The organism is Halopiger goleimassiliensis (genome assembly GCF_000455345.1).
Taxonomy (GTDB): Archaea; Halobacteriota; Halobacteria; order Halobacteriales; family Natrialbaceae; genus Halopiger_A; species Halopiger_A goleimassiliensis.
Map to the genome: position 1 here is coordinate 465,716 of NZ_HG315691.1, position 13,421 is coordinate 479,136.

The window sequence follows — 13,421 nt, forward strand, 5'->3', positions numbered from 1 at the left end:
ATGAGCGCAACGACCCATCCCACGGCCGACGTCTCGGCGGAAACGGCTCGCCAGTTACTGATCGATCTCGTCTCGATCCCGTCGCCGAGCGGCGAGGAACGGAAAGCCGCCGAACGGCTGGTCGCGTTCTTCGAGACCCACGACCGCGAGGCCTGGATCGACGAGGTCGGCAACGTCCGCGCGCCGGCGGACGACTCGGTCCTGCTGACCTCCCACGTCGACACCGTGCCGGGCGAGATTCCCGTCGAAGAGAAGCCCGCCGACGAGGACGACGTCGCGGCCGACGTGGCCGCGGAGACCGGCGAGGACGTCCTCTGGGGCCGGGGCAGCGTCGACGCGACCGGCCCCCTGGCGGCGATGGCCGTCGCGGCCGTCCGCACCGGCGTCTCGTTCGTCGGCGTCGTCGGCGAGGAGACGAACTCCCGCGGCGCGCGCCACCTGGTCGACGACCGCGACGCGCCCGAGGCTGTCGTCAACGGCGAACCCAGCGGCACGACGGGGATCACGCTCGGCTACCGCGGGTTCCTCGCGGGCACCTACGTCGCCACGAGCGAGTCGGGCCACACCTCGCGTCCCGAACCCAACGCGATCCAGCACGCGACCGAGTGGTGGACGAGCGTCGAGGACGCCTTCGAGAACGACGAGTACGGCGTCGGTCCTCCAGGCCGACGAGACGAAGGCGGCGAAGCCGCCGAAGTGCCCGTCTTCGAGCGCGTCACCGCTAAACCCGTCGACATCGACGGCGGGATCAGCGACGACGGGCTCTCCGTCGAGGCGACGCTGGACGTCCAACTGCGCATTCCGCCGTCGCTGGACGCCGAGACGGTCCGCGAGACCGCGGAAGCCGAACTCGAGATCGGCACCGTCTCCTGGGACGAGCCGATCCCGCCGGTGATGGAGAGCCCCCGGACCGAGGCCGCACGGGCCTTCCGCGCCGCGATCCGCAAGGAAGGCGGCGAGCCCCGACTGCTGCGCAAGACCGGCACCAGCGACATGAACCTCTACGCCGGCGTCTGGGACTGCCCGATGGTCACCTACGGCCCCGGCAACTCCGAACTCGACCACGCGCCCGACGAGCGCCTCTCGCTGGCGGAGTTCGACCGCTCGGTGAACGTGCTCGAGCGCGTCGCGACCACCCTCTCCGGAGGTGACGACGAATGAGCGAGCCACGCCACTTCCTCGAGATCGACGACGTCTCGACCGACGAGTTGCACGCGATCCTCGATCGCGCCGACGCGTACAAGCGCGCCCAGCGCAACGGCGAGGACCACGAGGACCTCGACGGGCAGACGCTGGGAATGATCTTCCAGAAACCCAGCACCCGTACCCGCGTTTCCTTCGAGACGGGGATGACCCAGCTTGGCGGCCACGCCGTCTTCCTCGGCGAGGACGACATCCAGCTGGGGCGGGGCGAACCGCTGAAAGACACCTCGCGGACGCTCTCGCGGTACGTCGACGCGGTGATGGCCCGCGTGTTCAAACACGAGAACATCGAGGTCTTCGCGGAGTACTCGTCGGTACCGGTCGTCAACGGCCTCACCGACGACGCCCACCCCTGCCAGACGCTCGCGGACCTCCAGACGATCCGCGAACTCGAGGGTGGGTTCGAGGACGTGTCGGCGGCCTGGATCGGCGACGGGAACAACGTCGCCCAGTCGTTCGCCGTCGGCTGCGCGCTGACCGATATCGACCTGACAGTGGCGACGCCCGAAGGCTACGGCATCGACGACGACGTCCTCGAGCGCGCCCGCGACCTGGGGGGCGATCCCACGCTCACGACGGATCCCGTCGAGGCCGCGACCGACGCCGACGTCATCTACACCGACGTCTGGATCAGCATGGGCCAGGAGGACGAACGCGACGTCCGCATGAACGACTTCGAGGGGTTCCAGGTCTGTGCAGACTTGCTCGAGCACGCTCCCGACGCGTCGGTGATGCACTGTCTCCCCGCCCACCGCGGCGAGGAGATCACCGACGAGGTCATCGAGAGCGACCGCTCGGTCGTCTTCGAGCAGGCCGAACACAGACTCCACGCGCAGAAGGCGCTGTTGAGTTGGCTGCTCGAGTAGACTCGGCCAACTCGGCCGCCACAGGCTTCGTTTTCCGATAGCTCGCCAAGCCGTGAAACCGGGAAATATCGCGTTAACCGTAGGTATACGAGACATTATACATCTTCAGTAAATTCATAATTATACCGCAGTTTTCGCTGATAGCAATTGATGTCGTTCCGGGTACTGCTCGCTACGCTCATGATGCTGCTGGGACCAGCAGCACTGGTGCTGTTGTACGTGGCGTAGTGGATACGGGGAGAGGGGCATCGGTTTGCGACCAGCGGTCGCCGTTCGAACGAACGCAGGGAGACACCCGCGAATCCACGTCCTTTTTCTCCCTGCCACGCTTCTCGAGTGACAATGAGTCTCAACCTCTCCGCCGAGCAACCGGCGGTACCCGACGACGCCGACGACGGCGTCTGGCTCGAGTGTATCGAGTGCGGCGACACCTTCGCGCCCTTCGAGGACGTCCGCTACACCTGCGACGCGTGCGACGGCCTGCTCGAAGTGCGCTACGCCGACCTGCCGACGTTCGACGACTTCGAGGGGGAGGGCGTCTGGCGCTACGCCGACGCCTTGCCGCTCGCCGAGGGCGTGACGATCCAGGAAGGCGGAACGCCGCTGTACGAGGTGCCCCGACTCGAGGAGTCGGTCGGCGTCGAGGCGCTGCGGATCAAACACGAGGGAATGAACCCGACGGGGTCGTTCAAGGACCGCGGGATGACCGTCGGCGTCGCCGTCGCGAAGGAACTCGGCGTCGACCGCCTCGCCTGCGCGTCGACCGGCAACACCAGCGCGGCGCTGGCGGCCTACGGCTCGCGGGGCGGGATGGAGACGCTCGTCCTCCTGCCATCGGGGAAGGTCGCCGCCGGCAAGGTGGCCCAGGCGAGCCTCCACGGCGCGCGCATTCTCGAGGTCGACGGCAACTTCGACGCCTGCCTGGACATCGTCCAGGAACTGGCCGAGGGCGGGGAGGCCTACCTCCTCAACTCGCTGAACCCCTTCCGTCTCGAGGGCCAGAAGACGATCGGCCTCGAGATTCTGGAGGGGTTCCGCGCGGACTACGGAACCGTCCCGGACCGGATCGTCCTCCCCGTGGGCAACGCGGGCAACACCGCGGCGCTGTACAAGGCCTTCCGCGAACTCGTCCAGGCGGGCGAACTCGCCGAGGACGACGTGCCGAAACTGACCGGCGTCCAGGCCGAAGGTGCCGCGCCCATGGTCGAGGCCATCGAGAACGGAGCCGACGAGATCCGGCGGTGGGACGACGTCGAGACCCGCGCGACCGCGATCCGGATCGGCAACCCGGTCAACGCGCCGAAAGCCCTGCCGGGTATCAGGGAGACCGGCGGCACCGCCGTCGCCGTCTCCGACGAGGAGATCACCGACGCCCAGCGCGACCTCGCGGGCGAGGGTATCGGCGTCGAACCCGCCTCCGCGGCCTCCGTCGCCGGCCTGCGAAAGCTGCGCGCCGAGGGGATCGTCGACGACGACGAGCGCGTCGCCTGCCTGACGACCGGCCACCTGCTCAAGGATCCCGACGCGGCCGCGGCCGCCGGCAACGATCCCGAGCCGGTACCCGCGGATACGGCGGGCGTCCTCGAGCATCTCCAGGAGAATTGACGGGAGCCGACGGGCGTCCGACCGGCGTCAGACAGTCTGACGCGCGACTGACTGAGTTTTTTGCCCGATACTGTTGTATCGAATTTCGGCTCATGTCCGCCGAGCAACGATCACCCGATCCCGATCCATCCCTCGACGACGCGTCCGGCGCGGTCGACGCGGGTTCGACCACGCCGTCCTCCGGAAACGCCGTTCGAAGCGTCGAACTCGAGTTCCGTTCGGAACCGCGATCCGACGACGATCGCCCGAGAGCCGCACCAGCCGAATCCCTTCCCGACCGCATCGAACGCCAGCGACTCCGTTTGCAGGTGGCCGCACTCGAGCGCGAACTGCGGGCGAGCGAGCGCCGTCGTCGATCGATCGTCACCCGGTACGAGCAACTGCTCGCGGAACGAACGGGTAACGGCGACGAATCGACCGCGAGCGACGACGCGACCGCGACGGCCCTGCTGAAACGCATCCTCGAGCGCCGGCGCTGACGGTCGCTCGCGTGGGCTCGGTATCGACAGTTCCCTCCGAGTGATGCTTCTCGAGCGGGGGTCCCGGACCAACTCGCCGTCCTCGAGCCCGTAGTATCAGGGTTTCGGGACCAACGCCGAGCGACACTTCAGCATGTCGTCGGACTGGAGACGCTCGAGCAGGTTCTCGGACTGTTCGACGGCCGTCTCGGCGGCTGTAGTTGTGACTGCCATGTGTTATTATTGGATACGCGAATAATAGAAATAAGGAATCGTTCGACAGACGGGTTCTCGAGGGCGTTACCTACCGTATAGCAGAAGCGAGATGAGCAGAAACGTCGCCACACCACCGCCGAAAAATGCCAGCAGCAGTCCGGGTGCGCTCAGAGTCAACGCTCTGCTACCGACGACCATCGTGAGAAATCCGGCGACTGAACACCCGAACACAAACAGTATCCCATCTTGCCAGTTCGACAGCGCCGCTATGATTCCAGATTCGGACATTATGCTCTACCATCCAATATGAACGACATAAACCCACTGGCGAAATTAGAGCTTGAGACAGTGGGCCTGCGGTACCGAGGCGCTGATTACGACCTCTTACCTACGCTCTCGTGATGGTCAATCGTCCGCGGCCCGACGAGTGCTACCGGCGTCCGGCGTGTGACGTGGTGTTCGTCGACAACCAAATTGGGAACGAGCAACACCTCGCGAGCGAGCACGGGCGGCTGCAGGATACGCTGCCGTCGGTGCGAGAATTGCCTAATGTCCGCGTATTCAATAAGGTGTATCGGTCAGCCGCATTCGATGTACTATTTTCTACGGGTATGTAGTGGTCTTAGAATAGTTGGAGAATTTGAATTCACATTAGCCAGTTTAATTAAATAAGTCTTAATTAGTCTTAGAATAAGGACTAAATATGGACCGACGTCGTTTTATCAGTGCCATATCAGCTCCTTCCTTCTCAGTAGTTACTGGATGTATGAATAATAGTGGTGACGAGGACGCCGAAATGGCGGGCGATGACGAAAATAAAGGGAATGAAGGAGATGAAACCTCAGAACGACGGTCGACTCATTTTTCATTCAGTTTAGAGGAGGGTGGCAGCACAGTCGAAAGGAAGATTCGATTCACCGTTGACGGTGTTTGGGGAAATTATCATATCCCTCCCGAAAGAGATGACGCGGGTGAGGCTGAACCTGCAAAAATTGATCTCATACTAGCGAACGAAGCTGACGATCCACGGACAGTGGAGTTCGACGGCTACATTCCGTTTCCGAACGCCCAAGCAACAGATCCGTATGACTGTGCAGAATCATACGTGGTTGATGTTTTTGTGCTTCCAGTCTTCGATGCTGACTTTGAACAACCGGGTGATGGGATTCCAGACTACAAACGCAGCGAAGATTACTGGGAAGTAACTGAATCCTTTGATCCGCCACAAACTACTAAAACTGTCACACTTGATCCTGGCGAAGAAATCGGTGGCGAACACGTTCTTATAGCAGGTAACGATCAGTTACAGACAGGAACACCCCCTTGTAACTATTCTTTCGAAAGTACAGTCACCGTTGAATCTGACGAAGGACAATTCGAAGTAGATCTCGAATTCTTGCTCACATCTGTCTTTACAATGCCCTGATAGGTGTGGAAAATAGTTCTATATCAACATCCTACCCCGACCTTCACAGACGCGTTAAAATCACTCGCAGAATATGTCTTTCTGAACAGTAACAGATCCATCTCTGGAACCGGACTTCGCCCATGAAGGGATCGACCTCTCGCCGCGACCGGCCTATGAGGAAATAACCAAAGCGGGTTACTCCGGGATCGCCTACACACTGCGCGAACATCACGAGCTAACGCTCGAGCAATTCCTCGCCACTGTCGGCTATCCACAACCCGGGTCCGAGTCCTCGGGCCCGTGGCGTCTCGACGACACTAGTCCGAGTGGCCGACGTTCGCGGCCGCGTTCGCGTCGGCGTCGACCGACACTTCGTTCGTCGCCGCACTAGCGTCCGCACGCTCCCGGCGGACGTACTCGAGGAAGTTCTCGAAGACGAGTTTCGCCTCACAGGCCTCGCGGTAGTTCGCCTCCGTGATCTCGGCGAGGACCGACTCGAGGCGTTCGTCGGAGAGTTCCTTTCGATGGACGAGTTCCCGGGCCGTCTTCGTGTCGTACTCGGGGTGGAACTGGACGCCGAAGACGTGCCCCTTCCGGAAGCCGTGGTTCGAGTACTCGTTCTCCGCGAGCGCCGTCGCGTCGGGCGGAAGTTCGGAGACCTCGTCTGAGTGGCTGGTGAAGGCGGTGAACTCCGTCGAGATGCCCTCGAAGAGTCGCGAGTCGGCCGTTCGCTCGATATCGCTGTAGCCGACCTCGTAGGCACCCATGTCCTCGACGGTGCCGCCGCAGACGTCCGCCAGCAGCTGGTGGCCCCAACAGATACCGAGACAGGGGATTCCGCGATCGATCGCGTCGCTGACCCACGCTTTAGTGGTCTCGATCCAGTCCTCGTCCCAGTAGACCGACGACCGGGAGCCGGTGACGACGACGGCGTCGAACTCGAAGCCGTCGGGCACCACTCCCTCGGTCACGTCGTACTCCGACAGCGAGGCGTCGAGTTCGCGTCGGAAGTTCCGCGTCGTGTTCTCGTCCCGATGGGCCGCGTTCAGGACGGCAATCCGAAGTTGATCCATCGAGCGCTAGTGGCGACTCCTGACGGATAGACCTTCTGTACCGTGCCGGCGTTGCCGGGACCGTGAACGGCCGCCGAACCGCCCGTCAGAGGCGAAGTCACCGCCTACACGAATTCCCGTCGGCGGCGATAAGCCGGCGTTACTCGTCCCGGACGGGAGCGTACGCGCCGTCCGCGTCGCGGCGGAACCGCTGTCCCGTCTCGAGCCAGCCGTCGACGAACCGGCCCCGATCGGCGGTGGCGTTCGACTGGTCGTTCGTTCGGTCTGCGAGTGCAGACGCGTCGTCTGTCGCCGGCTCTTCAGCAGTCGGTTCGTCCACGTAGTCGTCCGCGAGCACCGGTCCCGCGAGGTGGAGTCGTCCCGTCCCCGCTCCCTCGAGGACGCCGTCGTCGACCAGCCTGGCCCGACAGTCCGGGACCGGCGGCCCGACATCGTCGGTCGCGGCAGCGTTTTCGTCCGTCCCGACGCCGACGGGCTGACTACAGGCCGTCGGACACTCGAGGCGGCCGTAGACCCGCGCGACCGGAACGCCGCGCTCGAGGAAGGCCGTCCGCGTCTCGTCGTCCGGGTCGCCGTCGACGAGCACCCGCTCGAGGGCGTCGATCGCCTCGTCGAATCCCGCCTCGTCGGGCAGGTCCCGGATCGTCCGCTCGCGAGCCGCGAGAAGCGTCGCGTCCTCGTTCGCCATCGCCGTCAGCGCGTCGCCGGGGTCGAACGCCCGATCGAGAAGGAGTCGAGCGCCGACGTACAGCGCCGGGAGCGCGACCCGGACGAGCCCGTCGTAGGCCGACAGCGGCGAGGTCACCGGCACCGTCTCGCGGGTCGAGAGCCCCCAGGCGACGACGGCCGTGAGGCAGTTGTACTCGAGGGCGCGCTCGTCGTAAGCCACGAGCGGGCGGCCGCCTTCGCCGTGGAGGACGAGCAGCGGGCCGTCGGCGTCGACCGACGCGCCGCGTGAACCGTCGGCGTCGCCGGTCCGACTATCGACGGGAGCGTCGCCGTTGGGATCGACGTCCGCCAGGTCGTCGAGCGTCACGGTTCGATCGAACGGGATCGACCGCACGAGGTCCCGCTGGGCCGCCTCGGCGACCACCAGGTCCGGCTCGAGGGCGTCGAACGGTCGTTCGACCGTCACCGGCGTCAGCAGGTGCGAGATCGGCGCGAGCGTCGCGCCCAGCCGTCGACAGGCGAACACCAGCGCGAGCGAGGCGACCCGGTTTCGCGTGAGGAGACAGACGGTGTCGCCGGCGTCGATTCCCAGTGCGGCGAGCCTGGCGGCCGTCTCGTCGGCCAACTGCGAGAGCGTCGCGTAGGAGACGCGGTCCTCGTGGACGGTTTCGGCGGGCGCGTAGAGTCGCTCCTCGGAGATGTCGACCACCGCCGTTCGCTCGGGGAAGCGCTCGGCGCGTCGCGCAAGCGAGAGGGTCACGACCGCGCATACGACGCTCGCGTCCGTAATACGGCGGGAGTCACTCGCAAGCAGCGCCGGACGACGCGGATCGCGTCACGGCGGGCTAGTCCCGTTCCGTGCCGGTCCGGTTCTCGGCCCACTCGAGCAGCGGTTCGAGCAACTCACAGAGTTCCGTCCCGTCCGCGGTAAGGGCGTACTCGACCTGCGGCGGAATCGTATCGTGTTGCTCGCGTTCGAGCAGTCCGGCGTCGGTCAACTCGCTCAGCCGAGCCGACAGCGTGGAACTGCTGACGTCGCCGAACGCGTCCTCGATCTCGCCGTAGCGAACCGGCTGCAACGCGCCGACGACGCAGATCACCTGGATCGCGTACTTCCGGCTCAACAGGTCGATCATTCCTCCGACCGGACAGTAACAGCGGACGTCCTCGGACGAGGACCGGCGGTCGGTGTCGGTCGATTTCGGATTTCCGGACATCGGTTCGCTCGAGCGAAGTTACTGCTATACTTCGGACTCGACAGCTTAAGCACTTCGCTACGAAAAGCTATGGCGCGTATGAGCGAACACGACTCGACGCCGCCGGTTGCCTGTACGCTCACCGACGAACGGCGAACGGACCGCGACGAGCGCGTTCGGACCGTTCTCGCGGAACGGTACGAAGACGGCCTCGAGCGCGACGACGGCTACACCCTGATATTCGACGGCAGTGACGAGGCGCTGTCCGCCGTCGCAGCGTTCGTCTCGAACGAACGGCGGTGCTGTTCGTTCGCCGAGTACGCGATCGACGTCTCGCCGCCGTACGACGAGACGCGCCTGACGATCACCGGCCCCGAGGGAACGAAAGCGGTCTTCGACGGGCTGTTCGATCACCTGGACGCGGCGGAGCCGGGAGAATAAGAGTCGACGATCGCCGACCCGTTCGGCGACGGGAGAGCGCGTTCGGACGTGCGCTCTCAGCGGTCCTCGTCCGTCTGCGCCTCGAGGAAGCCGAGCAGCCGATCGTTGACCGCCCGCGACTGCTCGATAAAGCACAGGTGGCCCGCGTCTTCGACCGGGACGAACTCCCCTCGAGGAAGGCCGCGAGCGAGGGCGCGGCCGGCCTCGGGAACGACGAGCGCGTCGCCCGTCCCGTGGACCACCCGCGTCGGCTGGGTCACCTCGACGAGCCACTCGCTCGCGTCGAACCCCTCGAGGGCGGCGACCTGGGCGTCCCAGCCCTCGCGATCGGCGTCGCCGTCGGCTCGCCAGTCGACGATCCCCTCGAGAACCTCCGGCTGTCGCTCGCGGAACGAGTCGGAGAACGCCGCCTCCAAGGACTCGCGGAGTGTGTCGGGGTCGTCGGGGGGTGCGAACAGGGGCTCGAGGTCGAACTCCCCACTCTGTGCGGCGGTGCCGAACAGCGTCAGCGTCGCGACCCGACTCGAGGTCCGCGCCGCCTGGAGCGCGACGGCCCCGCCGAGGCCGCAACCGACGAGGTGGGCGTTGCGGACCCCGCAGTCGGCGAGGACGGCCTCGAGGTCACCCACGAGCGTCTCGAGGTCGTAGGGGCCGGGCGGGGCGTCCGACCGGCCGGTCCCCCGGAGGTCCCAGACGATCGCTTCGAAGGGACCCGCGAGGGCGGCGTGTTGCCAGCCCCAGAGCCAGCCGCCGAGGCCGGCCTCGGGGACGAAGACGACGGGGACGCCCTCGCCCTCGCGGTCGTAGTACAGCGAGGTACTCCCGTTCGTTGCGGTGGGCATACTCGAGCAGAGCGGGCGGAGGAAGGCGACGGTTTCGGTTCCGGACGCGACCGATCGGTTAGCAGCGTCGAAGCGCCGGGAGTTACAGCTCCTCGAGGTCCGTTTCGATGTGATCGCCCGAAACCCAGACAAGTTCGCGGTCGTCGACGAGCGACGCGAACCCCCAGGGAGATTTTTCCGTGAGTTCAGCGCCTCGAGTGAACGTGATCTCGCCGTCCGCGAGCCGGTCGAGCGCCCGCTCGCAACTCGAGTTCATACGATACCCGTCGGCACCATCGCATACGAACGTTTCGTCGCGATTGCGTCGGACAGGGAGCCGGCGAGAATCGAGGCAGGTACCGATCAGGCGTCCTGCAACTGCCGCAACACGTCGGGCGCGTCCTCGAGCGCGTCGTCCAGGTCCTCGACGTTGGGGCCGCCGCCCTGCGCGAAGTCGGCGGGGCCGCCACCGCCGCCGCCGACTTTCGACGCTAATTCGCCGACGACCTCGCCGGCGTTGACGTCCGAGCCGTCGGGGACGGCGACGACGAACTGCGCGCCGCTTTCCCCGCTGCCAAGGACGGCGATCTTGCCCTCCTCGGCGATGGCGTTCGCCGTTGCCCGGAGTTCGTCCATGTCCGAATCGAGTCGGTCGACGACTGCGGTCGTCTCGCCGACGTCGATCTCCTCGGCGTCGCCACCGCCGCCGGCGCGGGCCTCGGCGAGCTGTTCTTTCAGGTCCTCGATCTGCTTGCCCCGGTCCTTCCACTCCTCGAAGAAGCGCTCGGCGGTCTCGGGGACGTCCTCGGGGTCGACGTCGAGCACGTCGGCGGCCTCGTAGAGGGCGTCCTCGGCGGCCTGGGTGGCCTCGAGCGCGGCCTCGCCGGCGGCGAACGTGATGCGCTCGACGCCGTCCTGGACGCGTTCGGTCGAGCGGATCTTGATCGCGCCGATGTCGCCGGTACGGGCGACGTGGGTGCCGCCGCAGGCCTGGACGTCCTCGTCGACGTGAATGAGGCGGATCTGCTCGCCCGGCGGGATGCCGCCCTGATAGAGGTCGAAGCCGTGTTCGGCCTCGGCGTCGTGGCGGTCGGGCCACTCCTGGCTGACCGCGGTGTTGTCCATGACGATCTCGTTGGCACGGCGTTCGATCTCCTTGACGTCCTCGCGGTCGATGCGGGCGTAGTGGCGCAGGTCGATCCGCGAGGAGTCGACGCCCTTCTGGGCACCGGCCTGGCGGACGTGTTCGCCGAGCACCTGTCGCGCGGAGTGGATGACGATGTGCGTGGCGGTGTGGTGGCGCATCAACTGGCGGCGACGGGCGGCGTCGATCTGACCGTTGACGAACTCGCCCTTGCCGGGGTTCTCGTCGGTTCGGTGGAGGATGACGCCGTCCTCGATCTGGACGTCTTCGACCTCGACGGTCACGTCGTCGGTCGAGAGCGTCCCCGTGTCGGCGGGCTGTCCGCCGCCTTCGGGGTAGAACATCGTCTGGTCGAGCACGACGTCGTAGCCCTCGTCGCGCTCGAAGACGTCCAGTACGACCGCCTCGAACTGGGTGCGTTGCTGGTCGTCGTAGTAGAGTTTTTCAGTTTCGGGGAGGTCCTCGAAGCGCTCGTCTGCGTCGTCGGTCACCGTCTCCGTTCCATCGGGCGTGTCGTGGCGCTCGGCGACGAGGCTGTAGAAGTCGTCGGGGACGTCGACCTCCGCGCCGGCTTGCTCGGCGATCTCGGCGACCATGTCCGGCTGGATCCCGTGGGAGTCGTAGAGTTCGATCAGCTCTTCCGTGGGGATCGGCTCACCCGTCTCGGCGTACTCCTCGGCGAGGCTCTCGACCCGGCGGCCGCCGCGCTCGAGCGTCTCGCGGTACTTCTCGACCTCGGTGCGGACGATGTCGCGGATCGTATCGCGGTTCTCGTAGCCCAGCCGCTCGGCCTGCATGTCGACGAGTTCGTCCAGCGGCGCGTCGACGCCGACGTTGTCACAGAGGCGCTTCGTGCGCCGGAGCACCATCCGCGCGAGATAGCCCGTACCGACGTTCGAGGGGACGATGCCGTCGCCGAGCATGTACGCGAGCGTCCGGCAGTGGTCGGCGATGGCGTAGACGTCCTCGAGGGGTTCGACCAGCTCCCGCAGTTCCTCGACCGAAACGCCGATCCGGTCGGCGATGTCGCCACGGGCCGCCTCGACGTCGTCGACGTCGTCGATGTCCAGGTTCCCGGAGAGGCGGGCCGCGCGGCCGACGATCTCGCTCTCCTCGTCGGTGTAGGAGAGGCCGGCGTTGTCCTTGAGGAAGGCGATCATGTCGGGGTAGATCGCCTCGTAGACCGTCGGCGTCCCCTGGCTCATCCAGGTCCAGCGCTCGAGGCCGTACCCCGTGTCGACGATGTACGTGTCCATGAACGAGTAGGTGTTCCCGTCCTTGAGTTCGTACTCGCCGTCGGGGTCCTGCTCCATGCACATGAAGACCAGCGTCGCCAGCTCCAGCCCCTTGTAGATGACCTCGATGGCGGGGCCGGCGTTGCCGCCACCGACCCAGGGGTCTTCGATGTAGGTGACCTCCTCGATGTCGGCACCCAGCGAGTCGAGCAGCGTATCGCAGAGTTCGACGGTGCGGTCCTTCCAGTAGACCTCGCCCTCGTACGCGTACTCCGCGTCGGCGTCCTCGCGGGCGTTAAAGGCGTGGTGGGCCATCATCTCGAAGGCCATCGTGTGGCGTCCGGTCTTGCCGACGTTGTCGATGTCCTGCATCCGAATACAGGGCTGGCTCACGGTCAGCGGATTGGCCGGCGGCGGGGTCTCGCCGGAGGTCACCAGCGGCTGGAAGTCGTAGATCGACGCCTGCGTCAGCAGGACGTCGTCGCGCCACCGGTTTGCGGCGACGGGGTAGGGCTCGATCCGTTCGTGGTCGTGGTCCTCGAAGAACGAGAGGAAGGCCTCGCGCATCTCCTCGAGGCTATACGCCTCCTCGAAACCGGGGTCGTCGATGAAGTCGTACTCGGCACAGGGCGGCTCACCACAGATCTCCCGGTCCTCGTCGCGCGTCCAGAAGTGGTTCCCGCAGTCGGAACACTCCTTCCGCACGAACCCTTCCTCCTCGAAGTACTCGAGGCGGTACTCGTCCGCCAAGTCGCTCATTATACCGTTGTTGGCCAGCCAGTGCCTAAAACAGTTCCGCAACGTTCATCGCGCGAGAGCGAGGGCGACGCGACGGGATTCGCCGCGACGACGAGCCGCCATTGTGACGAAGCGTGGCCGGTCGTACTCGAACACGGAACACCTCCTCCGAAACGGTCTCGACCACCCCCCGTTCGTGGGGGTCGCGCCGCGGGATCGGTCACGCTATTAACCCACGAGCATCGGAGATAATTTAATTATCTGGGGGCACTCCCGGGCGCGATTTGGCGATAATCGAGCGTTCGCCGAAACGCCCAGCAGAATCTTTAGTATGGAATGCAGACTGTG

General features: G+C 65.5%; 13 protein-coding genes. 6 read left to right on the forward strand and 7 right to left on the reverse strand.

Annotated features, from left to right (window positions below):
* From TX79_RS17015 to TX79_RS19935, 4 genes are all read left to right on the forward strand, one after another.
* Window positions 1-1,161 (forward strand): [LysW]-lysine hydrolase, encoded by a 1,161-nt coding sequence (locus tag TX79_RS17015; protein ID WP_049928828.1) that lies wholly within the window; start codon window positions 1-3, stop codon window positions 1,159-1,161.
* On the forward strand, window positions 1,158-2,069 hold the full coding sequence (argF, locus tag TX79_RS17020) for an ornithine carbamoyltransferase (RefSeq protein WP_049928829.1): 912 nt from the start codon (window positions 1,158-1,160) through the stop codon (window positions 2,067-2,069). The genes TX79_RS17015 and argF overlap by 4 nt, the downstream gene beginning before the upstream one ends.
* A gap of 342 nt (window positions 2,070-2,411) precedes the next feature.
* Window positions 2,412-3,674 carry a threonine synthase gene (gene thrC / locus TX79_RS17025; RefSeq protein WP_049928830.1) on the forward strand — a complete coding sequence of 421 codons (1,263 nt, stop codon included), beginning with the start codon at window positions 2,412-2,414 and terminating at the stop codon, window positions 3,672-3,674.
* A gap of 92 nt (window positions 3,675-3,766) precedes the next feature.
* On the forward strand, window positions 3,767-4,153 hold the full coding sequence (locus TX79_RS19935) for a hypothetical protein (RefSeq protein ID WP_154660575.1): 387 nt from the start codon (window positions 3,767-3,769) through the stop codon (window positions 4,151-4,153).
* 279 nt (window positions 4,154-4,432) lie between these two features.
* Here TX79_RS19935 and TX79_RS17035 read toward each other — a convergent pair whose 3' ends face one another.
* Complete coding sequence (locus TX79_RS17035) at window positions 4,433-4,636, reverse strand: hypothetical protein (RefSeq protein WP_049928831.1); 204 nt, start codon at window positions 4,634-4,636, stop codon at window positions 4,433-4,435.
* A gap of 415 nt (window positions 4,637-5,051) precedes the next feature.
* On the opposite strand from TX79_RS17035, the gene TX79_RS19450 reads away from it, so the two are divergent.
* Window positions 5,052-5,774, forward strand: coding sequence for a hypothetical protein (locus TX79_RS19450; protein ID WP_154660576.1), 723 nt, complete (start codon window positions 5,052-5,054; stop codon window positions 5,772-5,774).
* A 299-nt stretch (window positions 5,775-6,073) separates the two neighbouring features.
* On the opposite strand, the gene TX79_RS17045 is transcribed toward TX79_RS19450, so the two are convergent.
* The 3 genes from TX79_RS17045 to TX79_RS17055 all read right to left on the reverse strand — a co-directional run bounded on the left by TX79_RS17045 (window position 6,074) and on the right by TX79_RS17055 (window position 8,715).
* Window positions 6,074-6,829, reverse strand: a complete 756-nt coding sequence (locus TX79_RS17045) for a type 1 glutamine amidotransferase (RefSeq protein WP_049928833.1) — start codon at window positions 6,827-6,829, stop codon at window positions 6,074-6,076.
* A gap of 139 nt (window positions 6,830-6,968) precedes the next feature.
* Window positions 6,969-8,258, reverse strand: coding sequence for an AMP-binding protein (locus TX79_RS17050; RefSeq protein ID WP_049928834.1), 1,290 nt, complete (start codon window positions 8,256-8,258; stop codon window positions 6,969-6,971).
* Window positions 8,259-8,343: 85 nt separating this feature from the next.
* Window positions 8,344-8,715, reverse strand: a complete 372-nt coding sequence (locus TX79_RS17055) for a winged helix-turn-helix transcriptional regulator (protein ID WP_195892529.1) — start codon at window positions 8,713-8,715, stop codon at window positions 8,344-8,346.
* Window positions 8,716-8,793: 78 nt separating this feature from the next.
* Here TX79_RS17055 and TX79_RS17060 point away from each other — a divergent pair, with 78 nt between their 5' ends.
* A complete protein-coding gene (locus TX79_RS17060) occupies window positions 8,794-9,135 on the forward strand; it encodes a hypothetical protein (protein WP_049928835.1) in 342 nt (113 codons plus the stop codon).
* Window positions 9,136-9,191: 56 nt separating this feature from the next.
* Here the strand turns inward: TX79_RS17060 and TX79_RS17065 are convergent, their stop codons facing one another.
* The 3 genes from TX79_RS17065 to alaS all read right to left on the reverse strand — a co-directional run bounded on the left by TX79_RS17065 (window position 9,192) and on the right by alaS (window position 13,094).
* Window positions 9,192-9,977, reverse strand: a complete 786-nt coding sequence (locus TX79_RS17065) for an alpha/beta fold hydrolase (protein WP_049928836.1) — start codon at window positions 9,975-9,977, stop codon at window positions 9,192-9,194.
* An 82-nt stretch (window positions 9,978-10,059) separates the two neighbouring features.
* Window positions 10,060-10,233, reverse strand: coding sequence for a hypothetical protein (locus tag TX79_RS19455; protein ID WP_154660577.1), 174 nt, complete (start codon window positions 10,231-10,233; stop codon window positions 10,060-10,062).
* 86 nt (window positions 10,234-10,319) lie between these two features.
* A complete protein-coding gene (alaS, locus tag TX79_RS17070; RefSeq protein WP_049928837.1) occupies window positions 10,320-13,094 on the reverse strand; it encodes an alanine--tRNA ligase in 2,775 nt (924 codons plus the stop codon).
* Between the last annotated feature and the right edge of the window lie 327 nt (window positions 13,095-13,421).